The 23,480-nt window shown below is 64.1% G+C and carries 22 protein-coding genes and 1 pseudogene; 16 read left to right on the top strand and 7 right to left on the bottom strand.

The genetic code is table 11. The features are described from left to right. Positions 1-127: 127 nt before the first annotated feature. Together ACIPZF_RS07205 and ACIPZF_RS07200 are read left to right on the top strand one after the other, a co-directional pair. Positions 128-2,899 carry a response regulator gene (locus tag ACIPZF_RS07205; protein WP_400796985.1) on the top strand — a complete coding sequence of 924 codons (2,772 nt, stop codon included), beginning with the start codon at positions 128-130 and terminating at the stop codon, positions 2,897-2,899. A 29-nt stretch (positions 2,900-2,928) separates the two neighbouring features. Continuing rightward, complete coding sequence (locus ACIPZF_RS07200; protein WP_400796982.1) at positions 2,929-3,525, top strand: MarC family protein; 597 nt, start codon at positions 2,929-2,931, stop codon at positions 3,523-3,525. Here ACIPZF_RS07200 and ACIPZF_RS07195 read toward each other — a convergent pair. The 7 genes from ACIPZF_RS07195 to cobG form a co-directional block, all read right to left on the bottom strand. Then, the gene (locus ACIPZF_RS07195; protein WP_400796979.1) at positions 3,522-4,145 is read right to left on the bottom strand and encodes a hypothetical protein; all 624 of its coding nucleotides are present in this window, start codon (positions 4,143-4,145) and stop codon (positions 3,522-3,524) included. The genes ACIPZF_RS07200 and ACIPZF_RS07195 overlap by 4 nt on opposite strands. Continuing rightward, complete coding sequence (locus tag ACIPZF_RS07190) at positions 4,132-4,785, bottom strand: hypothetical protein (protein WP_400796977.1); 654 nt, start codon at positions 4,783-4,785, stop codon at positions 4,132-4,134. The genes ACIPZF_RS07195 and ACIPZF_RS07190 overlap by 14 nt, the downstream gene beginning before the upstream one ends. A 63-nt stretch (positions 4,786-4,848) precedes the next feature. Then, entirely contained in the window at positions 4,849-5,541 is a 693-nt protein-coding gene (locus ACIPZF_RS07185) for a hypothetical protein (protein ID WP_400796975.1), read from the bottom strand. Positions 5,542-5,641: 100 nt separating this feature from the next. Next, complete coding sequence (gene cobJ, locus ACIPZF_RS07180) at positions 5,642-7,333, bottom strand: precorrin-3B C(17)-methyltransferase (RefSeq protein ID WP_400796972.1); 1,692 nt, start codon at positions 7,331-7,333, stop codon at positions 5,642-5,644. Between the two features lie 2 nt (positions 7,334-7,335). Further along, entirely contained in the window at positions 7,336-8,070 is a 735-nt protein-coding gene (locus tag ACIPZF_RS07175) for a precorrin-2 C(20)-methyltransferase (protein WP_400796970.1), read from the bottom strand. Further along, the gene (locus ACIPZF_RS07170; RefSeq protein WP_400687210.1) at positions 8,067-8,693 is read right to left on the bottom strand and encodes a precorrin-8X methylmutase; all 627 of its coding nucleotides are present in this window, start codon (positions 8,691-8,693) and stop codon (positions 8,067-8,069) included. The genes ACIPZF_RS07175 and ACIPZF_RS07170 overlap by 4 nt, the downstream gene beginning before the upstream one ends. Continuing rightward, complete coding sequence (cobG, locus tag ACIPZF_RS07165; RefSeq protein WP_400796968.1) at positions 8,686-10,017, bottom strand: precorrin-3B synthase; 1,332 nt, start codon at positions 10,015-10,017, stop codon at positions 8,686-8,688. The genes ACIPZF_RS07170 and cobG overlap by 8 nt, the downstream gene beginning before the upstream one ends. 199 nt (positions 10,018-10,216) lie before the next feature. Here cobG and cbiE point away from each other — a divergent pair, with 199 nt between their 5' ends. From cbiE to urtA, 14 genes and pseudogenes are all read left to right on the top strand, one after another. After that, positions 10,217-11,428 carry a precorrin-6y C5,15-methyltransferase (decarboxylating) subunit CbiE gene (gene cbiE, locus ACIPZF_RS07160; RefSeq protein ID WP_400796965.1) on the top strand — a complete coding sequence of 404 codons (1,212 nt, stop codon included), beginning with the start codon at positions 10,217-10,219 and terminating at the stop codon, positions 11,426-11,428. Beyond that, positions 11,421-12,515, top strand: a complete 1,095-nt coding sequence (locus ACIPZF_RS07155; RefSeq protein WP_400796963.1) for a cobalt-precorrin-5B (C(1))-methyltransferase — start codon at positions 11,421-11,423, stop codon at positions 12,513-12,515. Before cbiE ends, ACIPZF_RS07155 begins: the two co-directional genes overlap by 8 nt. Then, complete coding sequence (locus ACIPZF_RS07150; RefSeq protein ID WP_400796960.1) at positions 12,512-13,231, top strand: cobalt-precorrin-6A reductase; 720 nt, start codon at positions 12,512-12,514, stop codon at positions 13,229-13,231. Before ACIPZF_RS07155 ends, ACIPZF_RS07150 begins: the two co-directional genes overlap by 4 nt. Before the next feature lie 90 nt (positions 13,232-13,321). Next, positions 13,322-13,552, top strand: a complete 231-nt coding sequence (gene vapB, locus ACIPZF_RS07145) for a type II toxin-antitoxin system VapB family antitoxin (RefSeq protein ID WP_400796958.1) — start codon at positions 13,322-13,324, stop codon at positions 13,550-13,552. 30 nt (positions 13,553-13,582) lie between these two features. Then, a pseudogene (locus tag ACIPZF_RS07140) lies at positions 13,583-13,738 on the top strand (VapC toxin family PIN domain ribonuclease); the annotation flags it as partial. A gap of 126 nt (positions 13,739-13,864) precedes the next feature. Further along, entirely contained in the window at positions 13,865-14,302 is a 438-nt protein-coding gene (locus ACIPZF_RS07135; protein ID WP_400796955.1) for an NfeD family protein, read from the top strand. Between the two features lie 25 nt (positions 14,303-14,327). After that, positions 14,328-15,182 carry an SPFH domain-containing protein gene (locus ACIPZF_RS07130; RefSeq protein ID WP_400796952.1) on the top strand — a complete coding sequence of 285 codons (855 nt, stop codon included), beginning with the start codon at positions 14,328-14,330 and terminating at the stop codon, positions 15,180-15,182. A 271-nt stretch (positions 15,183-15,453) separates the two neighbouring features. After that, complete coding sequence (locus ACIPZF_RS07125) at positions 15,454-15,843, top strand: DUF2946 domain-containing protein (protein ID WP_400796949.1); 390 nt, start codon at positions 15,454-15,456, stop codon at positions 15,841-15,843. A 48-nt stretch (positions 15,844-15,891) separates the two neighbouring features. Beyond that, positions 15,892-16,377, top strand: a complete 486-nt coding sequence (locus ACIPZF_RS07120) for a copper chaperone PCu(A)C (RefSeq protein WP_400796946.1) — start codon at positions 15,892-15,894, stop codon at positions 16,375-16,377. A gap of 24 nt (positions 16,378-16,401) precedes the next feature. After that, entirely contained in the window at positions 16,402-16,830 is a 429-nt protein-coding gene (locus ACIPZF_RS07115) for a DUF2946 domain-containing protein (RefSeq protein WP_400796944.1), read from the top strand. Between the two features lie 67 nt (positions 16,831-16,897). Then, positions 16,898-18,964, top strand: coding sequence for a TonB-dependent copper receptor (locus ACIPZF_RS07110; RefSeq protein WP_400796941.1), 2,067 nt, complete (start codon positions 16,898-16,900; stop codon positions 18,962-18,964). Positions 18,965-19,022: 58 nt separating this feature from the next. Then, positions 19,023-20,387 carry a PepSY-associated TM helix domain-containing protein gene (locus ACIPZF_RS07105; protein ID WP_400796938.1) on the top strand — a complete coding sequence of 455 codons (1,365 nt, stop codon included), beginning with the start codon at positions 19,023-19,025 and terminating at the stop codon, positions 20,385-20,387. A 211-nt stretch (positions 20,388-20,598) separates the two neighbouring features. Continuing rightward, entirely contained in the window at positions 20,599-22,005 is a 1,407-nt protein-coding gene (cycA, locus tag ACIPZF_RS07100; protein WP_400796935.1) for a D-serine/D-alanine/glycine transporter, read from the top strand. Positions 22,006-22,190: 185 nt separating this feature from the next. Continuing rightward, complete coding sequence (urtA, locus tag ACIPZF_RS07095; protein ID WP_400796932.1) at positions 22,191-23,456, top strand: urea ABC transporter substrate-binding protein; 1,266 nt, start codon at positions 22,191-22,193, stop codon at positions 23,454-23,456. Positions 23,457-23,480 lie beyond the last annotated feature (24 nt).

Raw genomic sequence — 23,480 nt, 5'->3', positions numbered from 1 at the left:
GGATGGCCGCGGCGCCTTGCATATGCGACATTCGGCTCGTCGACAGGGCCCCACCGGGGCCTTGCCTTCGACTTGGCGCGCCGCGCATAGTTAGTTAATGGCACATCGGCTTGGAAGGGATCTCGTAGTGCGTCGGCTTCGGATTGCCACTGCTCTTATCGTCAGCTTGCTGACAATGCTCTGCCTGCTCCCGGCGAACGCCGATCAAGGCGGAGGCTGGTCCGCTTTGCTCGATGAGCAGGCCAACCTGCAACTGAGCGATGTGCGCTCGGACCGCTACCGTAGCCAGTTCAGCCCGACCGCCTTGCGCGACCTCGATGCGGCCCCGGCAGAACAGGCCCTCTGGCTGCACTATCGCCTGGAACCGGGAAATCAGGAGCAACTGCTGCGGGTCTTCGCACCCGACCTCTCGCGCCTGGACCTCTACGCCCTCGCCGGCGACAAACTGTTACGCCAGTTGCACCACGGCCAAGCCAGTGACGGCGGCAGCCCGACCCTGCGCGGCAGCGACCATGTGATACCCCTGCCGAACAGCCCACAAACGCTGGACATCTACGTGCGCCTGGTTTCCGAGCATCAGCTGCGCCCGGCCATCAGCCTTGAACCCGCAGCCATGGCGGCATCCAACCATAGTCAGCCGCTGTTGTTCGGCATGTTGTTCGGCGGCTTGGTCATGCTGATCCTGCACAACCTGATCCGCTTTCTGTATACCCGCTCCACCACCACTCTGATTCTTGCCCTGTACCATGGCCTGATGCTGCTCAGTGGCCTGATCCTGCTCAACCTCAGCGGGCCCTGGTGGCACCTGTGGCACAGTGCGCAAACCCCGGCAGCCTATTTGACCCTGGTACTGGCAGGCATGGCCGGGCTGTACTTCACCCAGCATTTCTTCGCGCCCTGCAATTCGCCACAGCTCAACCGCCTGCTGCAGGGCGAGATTCTGGTCGCTGCAGTCAGCGGGTTGATCCTGCTGTTCGTCGACACGCTGCCGCTCAACCTGATGACCTACGCCCTGATGGCCCTGGGCAGCGTGAGCATGCTGCTGGTCAGCAGCTACCACTGGTACAAAGGCTATGCGCCAGCACGCCTGTTCAGCCTGGCGATGATGGTGTTCAATCTCGGCGGGCTGCTGCTGTTGCCCGCGCTGCTCGGCCTGACCCGTACTTCAACGCCGTGGCTGCTGTGTATTCTGCTCGGCCTGGCGGTGGCCAGCGGCCTGCTGCTCAACCTTGCAGTGAGCGAGCGCCTGCGGCGCATGAGCGAAGAGCGCTTCAGCGTCAGCCGCGCGCTGGCCGCCAGTGACGCGGAAATCAACGCCAAGGCCGAATTCCTGGCCAAGATCAGCCACGAAATCCGCACCCCCATGAACGGCGTGCTGGGCATGACCGAGCTGCTGCTGGGCACGCCGCTGTCGGTCAAGCAACGGGACTATGTGCAGACCATCCACAGCGCCGGCAACGAGCTGCTTACGCTGATCAACGAAATCCTCGACATTTCCAAGCTCGAATCGCGGCAGATCGAACTGGACGATGTGCAGTTCGACCTCAACGCCCTGATCGAAGACTGCCTGAACATCTTCCGGGCCAAGGCCGAACAGCAGAACATCGAACTGATCAGCTTCACCCAGCCACAGGTGCCGCGGGTCGTCAGCGGCGACCCCACGCGCCTGCGCCAGGCACTCTCGAGCTTGCTGGAAAACGCCCTCAAGAATACCGACCAGGGGGAAATCCTGCTGGTGGTGGCGCTGGACCAACGCGGTGAAATCCCCCGCTTGCGCATCGCCGTCCAGGACAGCGGCGAGCCCTTGCCCGCCGCCGAGCGCGAAGCACTGCTGCAGGCCGAGTTGCACAGCCATCAGTTCCTTTCCAGCAACAAGCTCGGCGGCCACCTGGGCTTGATCATCGCCAAGCAACTGATCGGCCTCATGCAAGGCGAGTTCGGCATCAAGAGCAGCACCAGCATGGGCAATACCCTGTGGCTCACCCTCCCGCTCGACCCATCGCGCCTGGAGCAGCCGCCAGCCGACCTCGACGGCCCGCTGCGTGACGCTCGAGTGTTGGTGGTGGACGACAACGACACCTGCCGCAAGGTGCTGGTGCAGCAGTGCAGCGCCTGGGGCATGAATGTCAGCGCGGTGCCCTCCGGCAAGGAAGCCCTTGCCCTGCTGCGCACCAAGGCGCACCTGCGCGACTATTTCGATGCAGTGCTGCTGGACCAGAACATGCCGGGCATGACCGGCATGCAGCTGGCGGCGAAGATCAAAGAAGACCCCAGCCTGAATCACGACATCCTGGTAGTGATGCTGACCGGCATCAGTAATGCGCCGAGCAAAGTCATCGCGCGCAATGCCGGGGTCAAGCGCATCCTGGCCAAACCGGTCGCCGGCTACACGCTCAAGACGACCCTGGCCGAAGAGCTGGCCCAGCGCGGCCGCGAACAAACCATACCGATGTCCTTGCCAGCCCCTGCGCCGAGCCACGAGCTGCCCGGTGACTTCCGGGTACTGGTCGCCGAAGACAACAGCATCTCGACCAAGGTCATCCGCGGCATGCTTGGCAAGCTCAACCTTGAACCGGACACCGCCAGCAACGGCGAAGAAGCCCTGCAGGCAATGAAAGCCCAGCGCTATGACCTGGTGTTGATGGACTGCGAAATGCCAGTGCTCGATGGCTTCTCCGCCACCCAGCAACTGCGCGCCTGGGAAATCGCCAACCAGCGCCAGCGAACGCCGGTGGTGGCACTGACCGCGCACATCCTTGCCGAACACAAGGAGCGCGCACGCCTGGCCGGCATGGATGGGCACATGGCCAAGCCGGTGGAGTTGTCGCAATTGCGCGAGTTGATCCAGTATTGGGCGAACCAGCGCGAAGCCAAGACCGATCCGCTGCATACCGAGTAGCCGGTACTGCTTCTACAAGGACCCAGCCCATGCTCCATGAGTTGTTCAGTGTCTACCTGAAGATGCTGGTGCTCTTCAGCCCGTTCTTCGTGCTGTCGTGCTTCATCAGCCTGACCCGGGGCTACTCCAGCAAAGAGCGCAAGCAGCTGGCCTGGAAGGTCGCCTTCGCTGCGCTGGTCGCCAGCGTACTGCTGTACCTGTTCGGGCGAGCGATTTTCGGCATCTTCGGCATTACCGCCGACGCCTTCCGCATAGGTGCCGGCAGCGTGCTGTTCATTTCGGCGCTGGGCATGGCCCAGGGCAAGCCCGCGGTGCAGGCCGACAACGTACAGCAGGACGTTACCATCGTGCCGCTGACCATCCCACTGACGGTAGGCCCAGGCACCATCGGCGCCTTGTTGGTGATGGGCGTAGGCCAGCCGCATTGGGACGACAAGGCGCTGGCCATCGTCAGCATCGCCCTGGCCAGCTTCACCGTGGGCCTGGTCCTCTATTTGTCGCACGGGATCGAGCGGATACTCGGCGAACAGGGCCTGCAGATCGTCAGCCGCTTGATGGGGTTGTTCGTCTGCGCCCTGGCGGCGCAGATCATCTTCACCGGGATCAGGGGTTACTTGATACCCTAGATGTGGATCGTCCTTATCTCGTTTCGCATCACGCTCTTCACATTCTCGAGCACGATGGCTTCATGCTCCTGCTGGAAAAGCCGGACGTTGAAGCGTACCAGTTCGGCTTTGACTACCTTCGTTTCGACCGCTCTGCCAAGAAAGCCCGTGGTGAACAACTCCCGCTCCCCCGACTCGTGATACAAAACCATATCCACATAGCCATTGCGGCTCGGCGCACACGGGATGAGTCGGAACAAGCCCAACTGGCGGGTGCGCTGTTCAAAGTTCAGCAACGGAATGTCACTTCCCAACATCGCTGGAATTGCCAGCGAGAGGCTGCTGGTATGCCGCTCCCCTGCGAGTTGATCGATCCTTTGCAAGGCCCTGTCGACAATGACCGTGCGCTCAGGCTTCGGCCAATGGACCTGTTCAGCTGTCAAAGCATCCCAGCCCAGGTACTGTAAACGCCGTCGGTAATAGGAATACCAATCCTGGACCAATCCATCTCGATGATCGGTACGCGTCACCCGCTCTGCCATCAGCAAGGCCAACTGCACGGACTGACGCTGCTGCTCAGTGATACCCGGCAGAAACGAAACGAGACTGCCCCCCACCACCGACGCCCTAGGCTTGTCCATCCACACCTCCCGCACTCAGCTTGCCAAGATAGGTGATCAGCGCACCGGTGCACCTTCGCTCCATCAATTCACGCAAACCTGGCCGTTGCAGGGCATAGATTTCTTCGTCCACGCTGCCCACCCAACCGCGCAGCTCGCACGTTCCAGCATGAGCCTCGTCGGCTTGCGCCGCTGGCCGCGCGTTGGAATATGCGCTGCATAAGGCGAGAACGCCGGCGCTCGATACCACACCCAGCTCGTTCAACCGCACTTCCAGCGGCTGGACAAACCGCGCGAGATGCTTGCGCGCAGAGGCAGCCGCCAAGGCTTGGGCGATGCCGTGGATATCGCCCCCCAATGTTTCGTCCTGCGTCAACAGCCAATGCTGCATCAACATCGGCAGAGAAGCGGGAGCAGTGTCGAGGGGTGCTCGCTCGTGATGCTTGAGCAGTCGTGTCCACCCCAGCTCGTCGAAGCTGCGGCAATAGTGTGCAAACCACTGGCCGTGATCGATGCAGCGCCCTGCAGAACGCTTGTCCGCTCGCAGTTGCGCATAGAGCACGCTATCGAGCACATCTTGACGCTGTTGCAAGGTCAGCGAATTATCGATCAACAGGGCCGCACCGCACACAAGCCATAACGTGTACTTCTCAGTATCCATCAACGCCTCCTGGGCGAGGAACACAGGTCCGAGAGGAGGCCGCAAGCCTCCCCCGCAGGCTTGTCAGATGTCGTAATCCAGAATGTTGCTGACTGCACTGTCCGTCAGCCGCTGTCGGATATGGTCGCGCACGACGTCATAAATAAAGCGGTTGAAGACGAACACCACAGCCCCGCTGTAGACCGCCGACGACTTGCTTTCCCATTCGAACACCACGTTATTGAGCTGATGATCGTCAAACGGCTTGCTGTCGATCGCACTCATGGCCAGGAAGACTTCCCCAACCTCGTTCTGGATACACGCGCCCAAGCCCACCGTGCTCGACCTTCTCTCCCTGAGGTTGCGCGTGAAAATTTCCTGGGCCTGGTTAACCTTGCCCAAACTTTCGAGCGCGTCGGCCGCCAGATTGGCCAGCGCGTCGGTCAATGGATTGCTCAGAACGGCCTGGCCCACCACTTTCATGGTTTTGTAAACAACCGCACCTAGCTTCAGTGATTGTGACTGCGAACGCTCCATTTCGTACGATTTCATCAAGGTCACCCAACCGCAATCGTGCATCACCTTTATGAAATGGTTGAACCACTGCTCGGTCTCCCCCTCGGAGGAGAAACTGTGGCTGGCCGCCCGGGAGGCGAACTGGTACGCGTTCTTGATGTCCGCCCGCACCGCTGCGTCCAGGCCAGCACCAAAAGCCAATAAAGATTGCTCGATGACCGCAGCGGTATTGTTGCCAGAACTGCGAATTTCAGTCGTCATGTACAGCTCCTCGAGAGTAGGCCTCGACGCGAGTCATCAAGGCGTTTTCACCCTACTCTCAGGGCTGCTGCAGGGCTGGTGGGAAGCCCTTCCTACGCGCTCAGCGTGGCATCGGATACCAGCGAGGCGTATAAACCCATGTGCCACCGCCAACGCGCTCAAACGCGCAGGTGGTGGATGAGCCGACCAATACCATGGTGCGCATATCGACCATTTCAGGCTGCAGTTGGGCTAAAGAGACCACCTTCAGCGTCTGGCCCGGCCTACCGATGTCACGGCCAAGGACTACAGGCGTGTCACCATTGCGGTGACGCCGCACGACGTCGAGGGCGACACCCAACTGCCAGGGCCTGGCGCGTGAGATCGGATTGTAGAAGGCCAGCACCAGATCGGCCTGGGCAGCGAGGTCGAGGCGCTGCTCGATGGTCGCCCAAGGCTTGAGGTTGTCGGACAGCGACATCACGCAGAAGTCATGCCCCAGCGGCGCACCGGCCTGCGCGGCCGTTGCCAGCGAAGCCGAAACGCCAGGCAAAACCTGCAGATCGACACGGTGCCAGGCCGGGTCGGTCGACGCGTGCAATGCTTCCAGCACGGCGGAAGCCATGGCAAACACGCCCGGGTCACCCGACGAGACCACCACCACCGAACGCCCTTGAGCCGCCAGCTCGAAGGCATGCCGGGCACGCTGCATCTCCTCGCGATTGTCGGTGCAGTGTTGCACCTGGTCATCGCGGAACGGGCCGGCCATGCGCACGTAGGTTTCATAGCCGAGGATATCCTGCGCCCGCGCAAGCTCCGCCTTGACTGCCGGCACCATCAGTTCGGCAGCCCCCGGCCCCAGACCGATCACGGCGAGGCGACCGCGCTTGCGCCCAAGCTGCGCGACCTCGACCGGGGTCGGGGCGAGCGCGATGACCAGGCCCGGCTGCTCTATCAGCCGGGCATCCGGCATGGCCTCGGCTGCCATGCCGGCTAGCGTGCTGTCCTTGGCAGCGAAACGCAGCTCGACTGCCAGCGCCTGGGCGGCATCCTGCAAAGATGGCTCGGCCATCGCCTGCTCGTCGACCAGCAGGCAGGCCAGCGATGCCTCGGCGATGCCCGCTGCAGAGAGTGCATCACCTACCCGCTCGACCAGACCGGTGCTGCAATCATCCACCGCGACCACCACCGAGCGGGGGTGAATCAGCAACTCGTCACGGCGGCCAGGTCGCGCTTCACAACCCACATGAATGGTGCGCCGGGCAGATTCACTGGCCGGTAGCTGAGCCTGTGCCAGCCAAGGTGCATCCCCTTCGATACGCACGGCCTCGCCTGCCAGCAGGTCGGAAACGAAACGCTTGCCCTGCTCGATGTCCGCCAGCGCGTAACCCTCGGGCGGGTTAAGCAGGCAGGTGCCGAAACGCAGCTCACCACTGGTGGTGATCGCCGCCGCTACGCCCAGGGCCGCACCGATCTCGCGGGCCATGACATTCACGCCACTCAACCCACCGAGCAGCGGCACCACCGCGCTACCGTCCTCGGCCACCGCCAGCACCGGCGGCTCTGCGCCTTTCTCGCTGAGCAGGCCGGCCAGGCTGCGGATCACGATCCCTGCCGCGCACAGCGCAATGATCGGCGTGTTCTGCTGGTACAGCGCCCGCAGCGTGTCGCCGAACGTCTGGTAATACTGGTCGGCCTGCTCGACCCGGCCGGACAGGCCATGGATGGTCGCCTGTGGATACAGCTGCTGGATGCGCTGCGCGGTGGCCAGACTGCCAGCGCCAAGCACGATGATTGCCGGTGCCGTGTGCATGCTCATCCCTGCCATTTTTCACCCGGCACGATGATCAGCGAGAAGTACGGCGAGGACTGCGGATCGACCGCGTCCAGCGCGACGATCTTCTGGTTGGCCATGGTCGCCCGCTCGACGTACAACGCACGCCCGTCCAGGCCCAGCTCGCCGAGCACCTGCCGTACCTTGGGGAAGTTGCGGCCAAGTTTCATGATCACCGCCGCATCGGCATCGGCCAGGCGGCGCTTGAGCTCTTCGGCCGGCAGCACGCCCGACAGCACCGACAGGCTCTGGTTGCGGTACACCAGCGGGGCGCCCAGTACCGAAGCGCCACCGAGCATCGAGCAGACACCGGGTATCACTTGCGCGTCGTAACGCTGCGCAAGGCGGTCATGCAGGTACATGTAGGAGCCATAGAAGAACGGGTCACCCTCGCAGATCACCGCCACATCGCGGCCGGCGTCGAGGTGTTCGGCCACCTGCACGCTGGCTTCGTCGTAGAAGTCGCTGATCACCTGCTCGTACGACAAAGGTGCCGGCAGCGCTTCGGTGGTCACCGGGTAGACCAGCGGCAGCAGCGTTTGCGCAGGCTGCAGGTGCGCCTCGATGATGCCGAAGGCATTGCCACGCTTGCCCTTGGCCACGAAGTAGGCGACCACCGGAGCCTCGCGCAGCAGGCGCAGGGCCTTGAGGGTGATCAGTTCAGGGTCGCCAGGGCCTACGCCCAGGCCCAGCAAGCGGCCGCGCGGGGTCATCATTCCACCTCCGTGGCGAGGGCGTTGACTGCGGCGGCGGCCATCGCGCTGCCACCCAGACGGCCCTGCATGATCACGAACGGCACGCCACGGCTGTCGGCGGCAAGCATCGCCTTGGACTCGGCAGCGCCGACGAAGCCGACCGGGAAGCCAAGGATCAGCGCAGGCTTCGGCGCGCCGGCGTCGATCATTTCCAGCAGGTAGAACAACGCAGTGGGTGCATTGCCGATAACCACCACGCTGCCTTCCAGGTGCGGCCGCCATAGCTCAAGCGCTACGGCCGAGCGCGTGTTGCCGGCATCCTTGGCCAGGCCAGGCACGCTCGGGTCGCGCAGGGTGCAAATGACTTTGTTGTCCGCTGGCAGGCGTGCGCGGGTGATGCCTTCGGCGACCATGTGCGCGTCGCAGAGGATCGGCGCACCCTTGGCCAGGGCTTCACGCCCAGCGCGACCAGCGCCTTCGGAGAACTGCAGGCCATCGATGGCCTCGACCATGCCGCAGGCGTGGATCACGCGCACAGCGAGTTTCTCGAGGTCTGCGGGAATCCGCTCGAGTCGCGCTTCCTCACGGATGATGCGGAAGGAATTGCGATAGATCTCCTGACCATCGCGGATGTAATCAATCATCAAGGTGCTCCGTCGGCAGGGCGAGCATGGCGCCTGCTTCTTTCAAGGTGAGGTTGGCGGCGCGCAGGGCTCCGAAGCCCGGCTGGCGCGCGTCACGCAAATAGAGGTCATAGCGGCCCGGCGAGCGAGCCAGCAGAGTCGCCGGGGCGACATGGGCCACGGCGCAGGATCGGTGGCAGCCGGACAGGTGCACGCTGGCAGGGGCGCCAGCGGGCAACAGGGTGGCCAGGGTCACGGCGTCGGCCTTGGTTTCGCCGTGCGCCTTGGCGCAACCGCTGCTGCCGGTGCAGGCGACCAGGCGGGCCAAGGGTTCATGGTTGTGGCAAAGCAGGCCCAAGGCCGACAATTCACGTTGCGCCTCGGCAATGCTGGCGCCAGCGATATTGGGCAGGACCAGGCTCTGCCAAGGGCTCAGCCGCAGGCTGCCATCGCCCTGTTCACGGGCGACCCGCGCAACGCCGCGGAGCATGTCGCTCGTCAGCCGGCCCAGCGGCGGGGCGACGCCCAGCGCCATGCCCTGCTGTTGCTCCAGCGCACCCAGCCATGGACTGTTGCCGGCTTCCCGTCGCCAATCGAGGACGGCGGCATCGCGGCGGATCCTCAGCCCCAACCCTTCGATGAAACTGTCCACCGTGCAGTCTTCAAGCAGCTGGCGCATACGCGCCTGTTCCGGGTTGGCCAGGTCGAGAAAGCGTTCAAGCACTGCCCGCACCAGCGCCAGGCCCTGCTCCAACGGCACCGCACCCAGCACCTGGCCATCGGCTGGGCAGCCGGCCAGGCCGAACGCAAGCCAGGTGCGCTGCTCCAGGCGCAATGCCGAGAGCCACAGGTCGTGGGGGTGATCGAGCATCGCAAGGCTTTCGCCACCGTCCAGTTGCAGGGCGAACTTGGCCGACAACTGGTGAAAGCGCGGGGTGCCTTGCAGCAGGTCGAGCACCTGTGCGGCCAATGGCCGCACGTCCAGCACCATCGCCGGGTCAAGGCCGGCAAGGGGGCTGAGCATCAGGTTGCGCACATCGTCGCTGGCGGCTTCGCGCGGGCCGAGGCCTGCGGCCAGCAGGCTGTCGATCAGGCCCTGTTGATCGTCACCAATGCCACGGATCTGCAGGTTGCCGCGGTTGGTCGCCTCGATCACGCCGGTGGCGAATCGCTCGGCAGCGCCTGCCACCGCATCGGCCTGGTCGGCCAGCAGCAGGCCACCGGGCAGCTTGATCCGGCAGATCCCGCCATCACGGGCGCCGACGATGCGCCACAACCCCGGGCAGGCCGAGGGACGGGGCGATACGGTAGGGGTTTGGACCTGCTTCAATGGGGCGTCCGGCAATCGCTGAATGTGCGCTTGAGTGTAGAAGGCGCGGTATTATGCCTGCTTTGTCCGGCGGCATGAAAAACCGGTGGTCGAGCATTCATCACTGCGGCGCCCTTTTCGCGGGGCAAGCCCGCTCCCACAGGTACTGCATCGACCCTGTGGGAGCGGGCTTGTCCCGCGAAGCGTCCCCCCAAAAATGGCGGATCAGAAACAAATGGCACCCTGGCTGACAGTAGTAGGCATCGGCGAAGACGGCTTCAGCGGCTTGGGCAAACAGGCCCGCCGCGCGTTGCTTGGCGCCTCGCGGATCATCGGCAGCCCGCGCCAGCTCGCCTTGCTGCCCCGCTGTGTAACTGCCACCCAGCAGGACTGGCCGAGCCCGTTCTCCCTGGCCCCGGTCCTGGCCCTACGCGGTGAAGCTGTGTGCGTGCTGGCCAGCGGTGACCCGATGTTCTTCGGCGTCGGCGCCAGCCTGGCGCGGCAGGTGCCAGCCGAAGAGATGCAGGTGCTGTCGATGCCCTCCTCCTGCGCTCTGGCCGCCGCCCGTCTGGGCTGGCCGCTGCAGGATGTGCAGGTGGTATCGGTGGTCGCGCGCCCCATCGCCGCACTCAATGCCCACCTGTACAGCGGCCTGCGCCTGCTGGTGCTGAGCAACGATGGCGACAGCCCTGCCGCCATCGCCGCGCTACTTTGCGAGCGAGGCTTCGGGCCAAGTCGGCTGCAGGTGTTCGAGCACCTCGGTGGTGCAGCCGAACGCCAGCTGGTGGGCAGTGCCGATGACTGGCCTCACCGCGAGATCGCCGCGCTGAACCTGGTCGCCATCGAATGCCAGGCCACAGCAGACGCCCCTCGCCTTGCTCGCACTCCCGGCCTGCCAGATGACGCCTTCCGCCACGACGGCCAGCTGACCAAACGTGACGTGCGCGCCATCACCCTGGCCCGTCTTGCCCCTCAGCCCGGCGAATTGTTGTGGGACGTGGGCGCAGGCTGCGGCTCGATCGGCATCGAATGGATGCGCGCCCATCCGGCCTGCCGAGCGCTGGCGATCGAGGCCGACGAAGGCCGTCAGGGCTTCATCGAACATAACCGTGATGCCCTTGGCGTCCCCGGCCTGCAATTGGTGCGCGGCAAGGCGCCACAGGCGCTGGCCGAGCTGGAGCGCCCGGATGCGATCTTCATCGGCGGTGGCGTCACCCGCGAAGGCGTGCTGGCGCTGTGCTGGGAACGGCTACGCCCTGGCGGGCGGCTGGTGGCCAACGCAGTGACCCTGCAAAGCGAACTGGCCCTGGCGCATTTTCGCGAGCAGCAGGGCGGCGAGCTCACCCGCATTCATGTCGCCCAGGCGCAGCCCCTCGGCGCTTTCGACACCTGGCGCCAGGCGTTGCCGATCACCTTGCTCGACGTGGTGAAACCCTTCGATGCGTGAGGAAACCCGCGAACAACCCGCCCCCCTGCGCAGCGGCCTGACCACCGGCAGCTGCGCCACTGCCACCAGCCTTGCGGCCGCGCGCCTGCTGCTGAGCGGACTGAGCGACGACGCCGTCAGCATCACCCTGCCCAAGGGCAAGGTGGTGCAGATGCGCCTGGAGTTCTGCCGCCGCGACGGCGAGCGCGCCGAGGCCGGTACGCTCAAGGATGCCGGCGACGACCCGGATGTCACCCACGGCGCGCTGCTCTACAGCCAGGTGCGCTTGCTGGATGAGCCAGGCGTACGCTTTGTCGCAGGCGTTGGCGTAGGTACCGTCACCCGCCCGGGGCTGGTACTGGCGGTTGGCGAACCGGCGATCAACCCGGTGCCACGGCGCATGATCGGCGAGCACCTGCAGCAGCTGGCCGACAGCTGCAACTACCAGGGCGGCTTCGAGGTCACGGTGAACGTACAGGGTGGCGAGGCACTGGCGCTGAAAACCATGAACCCGCGCCTGGGCATCCTCGGCGGGTTGTCGATCCTGGGCACCAGCGGCATCGTCCGGCCGTTCTCCTGCGCGGCCTACATCGCCTCGATCCACCAGGGCATCGATGTCGCCCACACCAATGGCTACACCCATATCGCCGCCTGCACCGGCAATGCCAGCGAAGACACCATGCGCCGGGTCTACGGCCTGCCGGAGATCGCGCTGATCGAGATGGGCGACTTCGTCGGCGCCGTGCTCAAGCACCTGCGCAAAGTGCCGGTCCCCCGCCTGACCCTGTGCGGTGGTTTCGGCAAGATCAGCAAACTGGCCGCCGGGCACATGGACCTGCACAGCCGCCATTCCAGCATCGACCTGCCGCAACTGGCCGGTTGGGCCGCAGACATCGGCGCCGATGCCGACCTGCAGGCCGCGATCATCGCCGCCAACACCAGCCAGCAAGCCCTGGCGCTGGCCCACGCTGCCGGTATCGCCTTGGGTGATGCGGTCTGCGCCCATGCCCGGGCCTTCGCCCGCAGCGTGGTGCCGGCGCAGGTCCAGGTGGAAGTGTTCGCCATCGACCGCCAGGGCGGCATCGTCGGCAAGGCGGGTTGGCAATGAGCCGGCGCATCCTGTTGCTGGGTGGGGTCACCGAAGCCCTGGCCATCGCCCGCCAGCTCGGGCCCGAGCATGTCTACAGCCTGGCCGGCATCGGCCGCGTGCCGCAGGACCTGCCGTGCCAGGTACGGGTTGGTGGATATGGTGGCGCCGAAGGCCTGGCCAGTTACCTGCGCGAAGCCGGCATCACGCTGCTGATCGATGCCACCCACCCCTATGCGGCTCAGATCAGCCGAAACGCCGCTGTTGCCGCTAAAGCCGTCGGTATCCCCTGCTGGGCCTTGCGCCGCCCAGCCTGGGTGCCGCAACCAGGTGATGACTGGCGCGAGGTGGACGACTGGGCCGGGCTGATGGAAGCGCTCAAGCCGTTTAGGCGGCCGCTGTTCACCCTCGGGCGCGAACCGCTGCAGCACCTCGAGGAGATTCCACCGGAACAGTTCTGGACGCTGCGGGCGCTGGAGGCCTGCCCTGGCACCGATCGCTGCGAAGTGATCGGTGCGCGTGGGCCGTTTCATCTCGAAGATGAGCGGGCGCTGTTTACACGGCGCAACATCGATGTGCTGGTGAGCAAGAACAGCGGCAGCGTGGCGACGGAGCCGAAGCTGGAAATAGCGCGCGAGCGTAGAGTGCCAGTGTTGATTTTGCAACGCCCGATGCTCCCGGAGGTTGACGTCGCATTTTCCCAAGCCAGCCAGTTGCTCACCGCCCTTGACCTCTGATCGCACGCCGGCCGAGCGTATATCCCATTGACATATACGTCGCTCAGCTTAAATTTCAGTCACAGTTTGCCGCTTCCAAGGAGGCCCATCATGGAGCAAGGTGCTGTCTTCAAAAGCAACCGCAGCCAGGCCATCCGCTTGCCGAAATCCGTCGCCCTTCCCGATGAGGTAACCCGAGTGGATATCGTTGCAGTGGGGCGAGCCCGCATCATTACGCCCGCCGGAGAATCATGGGACACATGGTTTGACGGGGATGATGTAAGCCCAGACTTCGTGGCCAGCCGCGACCAACCAGTCGATCAGGAACGCGAAGGGTTTTAATGCTCAGGAGATGCTCGATACACCTATCGAAAGGCTGGAACACCGATCGGCCCTTATGATCAGCTGATTGCTGGCCATGCTCGTGCGCGGGGGCTCATCCTGATAACCAACAACCTGCGTGAGTTCATGCGCGTTCCCGGTTTGCGAGTTGAAGATTGGCTGTCCACACCTGGACAGCAAACATAATCAGTCTGACTTTTCCTACAACAACCGTTGAACATTTCTAGCGCTAATGCCAGATACGTCTCGGTGGCCATGGACGCGCCCTCAGCCTTAAACTCAAAGCCCCCTCCCCTGGAAGGCTTTATTCATATGGAAATGCAATGGTGGATCTGGCTGGTCTTCGGTATCGCGCTGATCCTGCTCGAACTGGTCCTGCCCACGTTCTTCATCATCTGGTTCGGCATCGGTGCCGTGCTGGTTTCACTCATCTCGCTCGCCGCCCCCAACCTGCAACTGGATATGCAGGTACTCATGTGGGTGCTGTTTTCCTCCGTTACCACCGCCCTGTGGTTCAAGCTGTTCCGCCGCAAGCAGCCGGACGTGCGCTGGACCGCCGACAGCGTGATCGGCGAAGTCGGGCTGTTGATCAGCAGCGTTTCGCAATTCCAGAAAGGCCGCGTGCGTTTTCAGAAGCCAATCCTCGGCAACGAGGAATGGGTCTGCGTGGCCGACAGTGACATCCCGTCCGGCGAGCGTGTGCGTCTCGTCGCCATCGAAGGCAATACCGCCCGGGTCATTCGCGCCTGACCTGCATTAAAAGGAAGTTTTCAGCATGACAAGTCTCATCGTCGTCGGCACCCTTGCCGTGTTTGTTCTGATCACCGTATTCAAGGGGGTGCGCATCGTGCCCCAGGGCGAGGAATGGATCGTCGAGCGCCTGGGCCGCTACCACAGCACGCTCAAGCCCGGCCTGAACATCGTCATCCCGTACATGGACGTGGTCGCCTACCGCCTGCCAACCAAAGACATCATCCTCGACGTGCAGGAGCAGGAAATCATCACCCGCGACAACGCGGTGATCGTCGCCAATGCCCTGTGCTTCGCCAAGGTGGTCGACCCGCAGAAGGCCTCCTATGGCGTTCAGAACTTCTCCTTCGCCGTCACCAGCCTGACCATGACCTCGCTGCGCGCCATCGTCGGCGCCATGGACCTGGACGAGGCACTGTCGAGCCGCGAGCAGATCAAGGCGCGCCTGCGTGAAGCGATGTCCGAGCAGACCGAAGACTGGGGCGTGACCGTGCGCTCGGTGGAGATCCAGGACATCAAGCCGTCCCAGAACATGCAGATGGCCATGGAGCGCCAGGCCGCCGCCGAGCGTGAGCGTAAAGCCGACGTGACCCGTGCCGAAGGTGCCAAGCAGGCAGCGATCCTCGAAGCCGAGGCGCGCCTGCAATCGGCCAAATTGGACGCCGAGGCGCAGATCAACCTGGCCGAGGCTTCGGCGCGGGCAATTTCGCTGGTCAAGGAAGCCGTGGGCAGCGAAACGGTACCGGCCATGTATCTGCTGGGTGAGCGTTATGTCGGCGCCATGGAGAATCTGGCGAGCAGCAACAATGCCAAAGTGGTGGTGCTGCCCGCCGACCTGCAGGAGACCGTCCGAGGCCTGATGGGCCGCAACAAGGCTTGATACTGCCGCGCTCAACTATGGGCAAGCACAACCTCAGTGGGAGCAACTGTCTTCCACAAAACTTAAAAAGCTGCGCGATCCCTGTGGGAGCGGCTTCAGCCGCGAACACCGGCAATGCCGGTACCATCCACCGCGTCGCTCGCTTCGCGGCTAAAGCCGCTCCCACTGGGTACGCGGCGCACTCGCTGCCTGCGTCACTTCACCGCACCCCGCCTTTTTTACCTATACTCCGCCGTACAATAGCCACCACGATTCCTGACCGGATCTCTCCATGCCCCCACGTCGGCACATCGCCTGGATAGCCTGCCTTGCAGTGCTGTTCAACCTGCTGGCCATGCCGCTGTCTTCTGCCGCGCCCAAGGGCCCGGCGGAACAGCTGCTGTGGGGGGCTTTCTGTTCGAGCGTAGCGGGCAAGGCCAAAGTCGATGTCCAGGCCCTGGCCAAGATCGACCTCGGCACGCAAAGCGACGACCATTCCAACATGCAGCACTGCTGGTGCTGTTCCGGCGCCGCCCCGCTGCTGGCCTTGCCGGGCTATCCGCCACAGCTGCACAACCCACCCACGCTGCAGCACGGGCATCCGCCCCCGCTCGCCACTTATCAACCAACGCCGCGCCAACTATGGCCTGCACTCAACCCCCGTGCATCTCCGCTGGTCTGAGTTCATCACGCTGTCTGCCTGAACCTGAACCGAACGGAGATTCACACCATGCTCAAGCAAGCTCTTATCGTGGCCGCATTGCTGCTGCCCGGCGCCTTCGCCAATGCCCATGAATACACCGTGGGCGACCTGCACATCGCCCACCCCTGGTCGCTGGCGCTGCCGCCAAACGCGCCCAACGTCGCGGCCTATTTCGTCGTGCACAACAATGGCAAGGCCGATGACCGCCTGCTGAGCGTCGACACTCCGATCACCGCCGATGCACAGCTGCACGAGCATGTGATGAGCGGCAATGGCGCCATGAAGATGCAGCAAGTGCCAAGCGTGGCGGTACCGGCCGGCAAGGACCTGACCTTCGCCCCCAGCGCCTACCACGTGATGCTCATGCAACCCCAGGACCGCAGCCTGCTGGTCGATGGCAAGCGCTTCCCACTGACCCTGCATTTCGAAAAGGCCGGCGACATCACCGTCGACGTCGCCGTGCAGAAGCAGCCGCCGGCGGACCAACCGCAAGGCCACGAACACGCGCACTGACCCTAGCTGACCGGCGCTCGCCTCATGGCCCTGCCACGTTACAGCCGCAGCCGTACCACCCGCCCTGAACGCAGGCGCGTCGGTGGCGGCCGGCTGAGCCTGTTCGCCATGTGGATGATCTTCATCGGCCCACTGGTTTCCCAGTCGATGCCGATGGATCACCACGCCGGCATGAACATGCCAATGGACATGAAAATGTCCATGGAACATCAGCATGGCGAGGCAGCCCAATGCCACACAGGCGATGGCCAGCTGCATGTGATGTGGGAAAAGTGCGGTTACTGCAGCTTGCTGTTCAACTGCCCCGCCCTGCCGCAAACGCTTAGCCCGCTCAGCTCAGGCCACCTGACGCCCACCTCGCTCAACACCTTCTCAACGCACCAGGGCCATGCCCGGCAGGCCTTCTTCCCCGGTGCGCGCAGCCGCGCGCCACCGCTTTCGATCAGCGTCTGACATCACCTTTTGTTGCACGGAGCCTGGACGCTTCGCGCCCACCCATGACTGATCGACTGGAATCACTATGTCTGGCTGCACCCCTGTTTTCGCCACCTCCCTGCGAGGAACATTCGCCGCGTTGTGCGGCTCGCTGCTCGCGCCCATGGCCCTGGCCGCCGACCCCGGCCACGAAGGCCACGACCCAACGCCGCCCGAGCTGAGCCCGACGGTGATCACCGCCATTGCGCCGAGTTCGCCGCTGACCGTGGTCACCAACCCGAAAGACCCGCGCCAGCCAGTACCGGCCAGCGATGGCGCCGATTACCTGAAGACCATCCCCGGCTTCTCGGCCATCCGCGCTGGCGGCACCAACGGCGACCCGGTGCTGCGCGGCATGTTCGGCTCACGCCTGAACATCCTCACCAACGGCGGCGTGATGCTCGGTGCCTGCCCCAACCGCATGGACGCACCGACCTCGTACATCGCCCCGGAAACCTACGACCGCCTTACCGTGATCAAGGGCCCGCAAAGTGTGATCTGGGGCCCGGGCGGCTCGGCGGGCACCATCCTCTTCGAGCGTGAACCGGAGAAGTTCGGCACCCTCGGCAGCCGCGTCAACGCCAGCCTCCTGGCCGGTTCCAATGGCCGATTCGACAAAGTGCTCGACGCCGCCGCCGGCAACAGCCAGGCCTACGCCCGCTTCGTCGGCAACCAGTCGCGCTCGGACGACTACCAGGACGGCAACGGCGACACCGTGCCCTCGCGCTGGGACAAATGGAACGGCGACGTGACCCTGGGCTGGACGCCCGACCAGGACACCCTGCTGGAACTCAGCGCAGGCAAGGGCGACGGCGAGGCCCGCTACGCCGGGCGGGGCATGGACGGCTCGCAATTCAAACGCGAAAGCCTGGGCCTGCGTTTCGAGAAGTCCAACCTCGGCGAGGTGCTCGACAAGGTCGAGGCCCAGGTCTACTACAACTACGCCGACCACGTGATGGACAACTACAGCCTGCGCACGCCCTCGGGCAGCGGCATGATGGGCATGCCCATGGTCAGCAATGTCGACCGCCGCACCTTGGGCGCGCGCATCAAGGGCACCTGGCGCTGGGCCGACGTGCAGCTGGTCAGCGGCATTGACGCGCAGACCAACGAACACCGCCAGCGGGGCGGCATGGGCGTGGACGCGCACAAGGGCCAGCCGTGGACCAAGGACGCCGATTTCCACAATTACGGCGCCTTTGGCGAGCTGACCTGGTACGCCACCGGCGAGGACCGGCTGATCACCGGCGCTCGCCTGGACCGTGCCTCGGCCCGCGACTTCCGTGCTGGCAGCGCCACCGAAGGCGACACCCGCGCCGACACCCTGCCCAGCGGCTTCGTACGTTACGAGCACGACCTGGCGGCCATCCCCGCCACCACCTACATCGGCCTCGGCCACGCCCAGCGCTTCCCGGACTACTGGGAACTGTTCTCGCCGAAAATGGCGCCGCCCGGCAGCGCCAATGCCTTCGACGGCATCAAGCCCGAGAAGACCACCCAGCTCGACGTCGGCATCCAGTACCGCGACGAGCGCCTGGAAGCCTGGGCCTCGGGTTACGTCGGGCAGATTCGCGACTACATTCTGTTCGACTACCGCACCGGCATGATGGGCATGAGCACCTCCCAGGCGCAGAACATCGACGCCCGCATCATGGGTGGCGAACTGGGCGCCGCCTACAAGCTGACGGAAAACTGGAAAGCCGACGCGACGCTGGCCTACGCCTGGGGCAAGAACAGCAGCGACGGCAAGGCGCTGCCGCAGATGCCGCCGTTGGAAAGCCGCCTGGGCCTGACCTACAGCCGCGACACCTGGAGCGCCGGTGCCTTGTGGCGCCTGGTCTCCGCGCAGAACCGCATTGCCGAGAACCAGGGCAACGTGGTGGGCAAGGACTACGAAAAAAGCGCAGGTTTCGGCGTGTTCTCGCTCAACGGTGCCTACAAGGTGAACAAGAACCTCAAGCTCAGCGCAGGGGTCGACAACCTGTTCGACAAGGCCTACGCCGAGCACCTGAACCTGGCCGGGAATGCCGGGTTCGGCTACCCGGCTAGCGATCCACAGCCGGTCAACGAGCCAGGCAGGACCTTCTGGACCAAGGTCGATGTGAGCTTCTGACAACAACAACGGGCGCGGCCACGGTCGCGCCCATTAGCTGGTCAAACAGGAGGTTCCCATGAGCGGAACACGCGTGTCCTTCTACAACCTGGCCTGGCGCTGGCACTTCTACGCCGGGCTGTTCGTCGCCCCATTCATGATCCTGCTGGCAATCACCGGGATCATCTATCTGTTCAAGCCGCAGCTGGACCCACTGCTTTACCGTGACCTGATGGTGGTCGAAGCCGGTCACCACCGCCAGGGCGCCGACCTGATGCTGGACGAAGTGCGCCAGGCCTACCCCAAGGGCCATGTCGCGCAGTACCTGCCGCCCATCGATGCCGAGCGCAGCGCGCAGTTCGTGGTGCATGACGGCGGACGCGAGCTGAATGTCTTCGTCGACCCGTACAGCGGCAAGATCCTCGGCCAGCAGGACGCCAAACAGAACCTGCAGGCCGTGGCGCGCGCCCTGCACGGCGAGCTGATGGTCGGCACCCTCGGCGACCGCCTGGTGGAACTGGCCGCGGGCTGGGGCATCGTGCTGGTGGTGTCCGGCCTCTACCTGTGGTGGCCGCGCGGGCGTAACGGTGCCGGTGTGTTGTGGCCACGCATGAACGCTCGCGGTCGCCTGTTGTGGCGCGACCTGCACGCAGTGACCGGCTTCTGGGGTTCGGCGCTGCTGTTGCTGATGCTGCTCAGCGGCATGACCTGGACGGGCCTTTGGGGCAAGCAGTACGCCGACCTGTGGAACCGCTTTCCGGCCGCCATGTGGAACGACGTGCCCAAGTCCGACCAACAGGCCGGTGAACTGAACAGCGCCCATCGTCAGACCGTGCCCTGGGCCATGGAAAACACGCCGATGCCTCAGTCCGGCGCGCATGCCGAACATGCCGGGCAACACATGATGAGCAGTGCGCCGGCAGCGCCGCAGGTGAGCCTGCAACAGGTCGAAGACATCGCTACCGCGCGCCAAGTGGAACCGGGTTACAGCATTACCGCACCCACCACCGCCGAGGGCGTCTACACCATCGCCGTGTTCGCCGACGACCCGCGCAACGACGCCACCCTGCATGTCGACCAGTACACCGGCAAGGTCCTGGCCGACGTACGCTGGCAGGACTACAGCCCGGTCGCCCGCGCTACCGAAGTGGGCGTCATGCTGCATGAAGGCAAGATGTTCGGGGCGTTCAATCAGCTCATCATTCTGCTGGTGTGCCTGATGATCCTGCTGGGCTCGGTGAGCGGGCTGGTGATGTGGTGGAAGCGCCGGCCGGCCGGTGGGCTGGGGGTGCCGCCGCTGCGCCATGATCTGCCACGGTGGAAGGCGGCGGTCGGGGTGATGCTGGTGCTGGGCGTGATGTTCCCGCTGGTGGGGGTGTCGATGCTGGTGATGTGGGTGGTGGATAGCCTGGTGGTGCGGCGCCGCGTGCTGGCTAGCGCCTGACACCTGCTCTGCCCTTACCGGCCTCTTCGCGGGGCAAGCCCGCTCCCGCAGAGTTCGCAGCGCTGCGGTTCCTGTGGGAGCGGGCTTGCCCCGCGAAGAGGCCGGAACTGCTCCACATATGTCGAGTCGATCTGTCGCGCCACGAATTGGGACGCCCGTGTTAGCCTTGTCGGCTTTCACAAAAAGACTGACCCGAAATGGAATGCAGCCAATGACCCGGACCTCTTCCCCTCCTGCTGATGACCAGCACCTGCAGCGCAACCTGACCAACCGCCACATCCAGCTGATTGCCATCGGTGGTGCCATCGGCACCGGCCTGTTCATGGGCTCGGGCAAGACCATCAGCCTGGCGGGGCCGTCGATCATCTTCGTCTACATGATCATCGGCTTCATGCTGTTCTTCGTCATGCGCGCCATGGGCGAACTGCTGCTGTCGAACCTCAACTACAAGTCGTTCATCGACTTCTCCGCCGACCTGCTCGGCCCCTGGGCTGGCTATTTCACCGGCTGGACCTACTGGTTCTGCTGGGTGGTCACCGGCATTGCCGACGTGGTGGCGATCGCCGCCTACACGCAATTCTGGTTCCCTGACCTGCCCCAGTGGATACCCGCGCTGACCTGCGTGGGGCTGCTGCTGTCGCTGAACTTGGTGACCGTGAAAATGTTCGGCGAAATGGAGTTCTGGTTCGCCCTGATCAAGATCGTCGCCATCCTCGGCCTGGTCGCCACTGGCCTGTACATGGTCATCACCGGTTTCGAATCGCCGAGCGGGCGCACCGCGCAGCTGGCCAACCTGTGGAATGACGGCGGCATGTTCCCCAATGGCCTGATGGGCTTCTTCGCCGGTTTCCAGATCGCCGTGTTCGCCTTCGTCGGCATCGAGCTGGTCGGCACCACCGCCGCCGAAGCGAAGAACCCCGAGCGCACCCTGCCACGGGCGATCAACTCGATCCCGATCCGCATCATCGTGTTCTACGTGCTGGCGCTGATCGCGATCATGGCCGTGACCCCATGGCGCGACGTGGTGCCGGGCAAGAGCCCGTTCGTCGAGCTGTTCGTGCTGGCCGGCCTGCCGGCGGCGGCGAGCATCATCAACTTCGTGGTGCTGACCTCGGCAGCCTCGTCGGCCAACAGCGGCGTGTTCTCCACTAGCCGCATGCTTTACGGCCTGGCCCAGGAAGGCGATGCGCCGCGCGCGTTCGAGAAACTCTCGCGCCGCGCGGTGCCGGCCAACGGCCTGTACTTCTCCTGCGCATGCCTGCTGCTCGGCGCCGTGCTGATCTACCTGGTACCGAATGTGGTCGAAGCATTTACCTTGGTCACCACCGTTTCGGCGGTGCTGTTCATGTTCGTCTGGACGCTGATTCTGCTGTCCTACCTCAAGTACCGCAAAAACCGCGCGGCGCTGCACCAGGCCTCGAACTACAAGATGCCTGGCGGGCGTTTCATGTGCTACGTGTGCCTGGCGTTCTTCGCCTTCATCCTGGTGTTGCTGAGCCTGGAAGCGGATACCCGTTCGGCCTTGATCGTCACGCCGATCTGGTTCGTGCTGCTGGCAGCGACCTACCAAGGTGTACGCAGCCGCCGCCATCCGCGCACGGCTGTGCGTAACGGCTGATGACCCAGGGGCTGCTTTGCAGCCCCAATGCTGTGCACACAAATTCAGCAGGCACCAACCTGGCCCGCCCTTACGCCCTGATATCTCGCACAACCCCTCTATCACGGCCCTTGTGCTACTCGGCACACCCCTTGCAACGCCCTCCCCGCTTGGCCAACACGATAAAAACTCAGCGGAGAGAGCACATGAAGCGTCGCAGTCTGATCAAGGCCTTTACCCTCAGCGCATCGATTGCGGCGATGGGCCTTAGCTGGAGCATCCAGGCCGCCGAGACCATCAAGGTCGGCATCCTGCATTCGCTGTCGGGGACCATGGCGATTTCCGAAACGTCGCTCAAGGACATGGCCTTGATGACCATCGACGAGATCAACGCCAAGGGCGGGGTCAACGGCAAGATGCTTGAACCGGTGGTGGTCGACCCCGCGTCCAACTGGCCGCTGTTCGCCGAAAAGAGCCGCCAGCTGCTGACCCAGGACAAGGTCGCGGTGGTGTTCGGCTGCTGGACTTCGGTGTCGCGCAAATCGGTGCTGCCGGTGTTCGAAGAGTTGAACGGCCTGCTGTTCTACCCGGTGCAATACGAAGGTGAAGAGATGTCGCCGAACGTGTTCTACACCGGTGCCGCGCCGAACCAGCAGGCTATTCCTGCGGTGGAATACCTGATGGGTGAGGACGGCGGCAATGCCAGGCGCTTCTTCCTGCTGGGTACCGACTACGTCTACCCGCGCACCACCAACAAGATCCTGCGCGCCTTCCTGCACAGCAAGGGCGTGGCCGACAAGGACATCGAAGAGGTCTACACGCCGTTCGGCCATGCCGACTATCAAACCATCGTCGCCAACATCAAGAAGTTCTCTGCGGGCGGCAAGACGGCGGTCATTTCCACCGTCAACGGCGACTCCAACGTGCCGTTCTACAAGGAACTGGCCAACCAGGGGCTGAAGGCCACGGACGTGCCGGTGGTGGCGTTCTCGGTGGGTGAAGAGGAATTGCGCGGCATCGATACCAAGCCGTTGGTGGGCCACCTGGCAGCGTGGAACTACTTCGAGTCGGTGGATAACCCGGTCAACCAGAAGTTCGTTGCCGACTGGAAGGCCTACGCCAAGGCCAAGGGGTTGCCGGGTGCGGACAAGGCCGTGACCAACGACCCGATGGAAGCCACCTACGTGGGTATCCACATGTGGGCGCAGGCGGCCGAAAAAGCCAAGTCCACCGATGTCGACAAGGTGCGTGAGGCGTTGGCCGGGCAGAGTTTCAAAGCACCGTCCGGCTTTACCTTGAGCATGGACAAGACCAACCACCATCTGCACAAGCCGGTGATGATTGGCGAGATTCAGGATGATGGGCAGTTCAGTGTGGTTTGGGAGACCGAGCAGCCGTTGCGGGCGCAGCCTTGGAGCCCGTTCATTCCGGGGAATGACAAGCGGCCGGATTATGCGGTGAAAGGCAACTGATGCCATTCGCGGGCAAGCCCGCTC

The sequence above is a fragment of the Pseudomonas sp. NPDC089752 genome, from assembly GCF_044748725.1.
In the GTDB taxonomy this organism is placed as follows: Bacteria; Pseudomonadota; Gammaproteobacteria; order Pseudomonadales; family Pseudomonadaceae; genus Aquipseudomonas.
This window is presented reverse-complemented; position numbering and strand designations above follow the sequence as displayed.

Coding starts and splice junctions, on each gene's coding strand:
- ACIPZF_RS07200 (WP_400796982.1), top strand. CDS start 2,929: ATGCTCCATGAGTTGTTCAGTGTCTACCTGAAGATGCTGGTGCTCTTC.
- ACIPZF_RS07195 (WP_400796979.1), bottom strand. CDS start 4,145: ATGGACAAGCCTAGGGCGTCGGTGGTGGGGGGCAGTCTCGTTTCGTTT.
- ACIPZF_RS07190 (WP_400796977.1), bottom strand. CDS start 4,785: ATGGATACTGAGAAGTACACGTTATGGCTTGTGTGCGGTGCGGCCCTG.
- ACIPZF_RS07185 (WP_400796975.1), bottom strand. CDS start 5,541: ATGACGACTGAAATTCGCAGTTCTGGCAACAATACCGCTGCGGTCATC.
- cobJ (WP_400796972.1), bottom strand. CDS start 7,333: ATGCACACGGCACCGGCAATCATCGTGCTTGGCGCTGGCAGTCTGGCC.
- ACIPZF_RS07175 (WP_400796970.1), bottom strand. CDS start 8,070: ATGATGACCCCGCGCGGCCGCTTGCTGGGCCTGGGCGTAGGCCCTGGC.
- ACIPZF_RS07170 (WP_400687210.1), bottom strand. CDS start 8,693: ATGATTGATTACATCCGCGATGGTCAGGAGATCTATCGCAATTCCTTC.
- cbiE (WP_400796965.1), top strand. CDS start 10,217: ATGGCACCCTGGCTGACAGTAGTAGGCATCGGCGAAGACGGCTTCAGC.
- ACIPZF_RS07155 (WP_400796963.1), top strand. CDS start 11,421: ATGCGTGAGGAAACCCGCGAACAACCCGCCCCCCTGCGCAGCGGCCTG.
- ACIPZF_RS07150 (WP_400796960.1), top strand. CDS start 12,512: ATGAGCCGGCGCATCCTGTTGCTGGGTGGGGTCACCGAAGCCCTGGCC.
- vapB (WP_400796958.1), top strand. CDS start 13,322: ATGGAGCAAGGTGCTGTCTTCAAAAGCAACCGCAGCCAGGCCATCCGC.
- ACIPZF_RS07135 (WP_400796955.1), top strand. CDS start 13,865: ATGGAAATGCAATGGTGGATCTGGCTGGTCTTCGGTATCGCGCTGATC.
- ACIPZF_RS07130 (WP_400796952.1), top strand. CDS start 14,328: ATGACAAGTCTCATCGTCGTCGGCACCCTTGCCGTGTTTGTTCTGATC.
- ACIPZF_RS07125 (WP_400796949.1), top strand. CDS start 15,454: ATGCCCCCACGTCGGCACATCGCCTGGATAGCCTGCCTTGCAGTGCTG.
- ACIPZF_RS07120 (WP_400796946.1), top strand. CDS start 15,892: ATGCTCAAGCAAGCTCTTATCGTGGCCGCATTGCTGCTGCCCGGCGCC.
- ACIPZF_RS07115 (WP_400796944.1), top strand. CDS start 16,402: ATGGCCCTGCCACGTTACAGCCGCAGCCGTACCACCCGCCCTGAACGC.
- ACIPZF_RS07110 (WP_400796941.1), top strand. CDS start 16,898: ATGTCTGGCTGCACCCCTGTTTTCGCCACCTCCCTGCGAGGAACATTC.
- ACIPZF_RS07105 (WP_400796938.1), top strand. CDS start 19,023: ATGAGCGGAACACGCGTGTCCTTCTACAACCTGGCCTGGCGCTGGCAC.
- cycA (WP_400796935.1), top strand. CDS start 20,599: ATGACCCGGACCTCTTCCCCTCCTGCTGATGACCAGCACCTGCAGCGC.
- urtA (WP_400796932.1), top strand. CDS start 22,191: ATGAAGCGTCGCAGTCTGATCAAGGCCTTTACCCTCAGCGCATCGATT.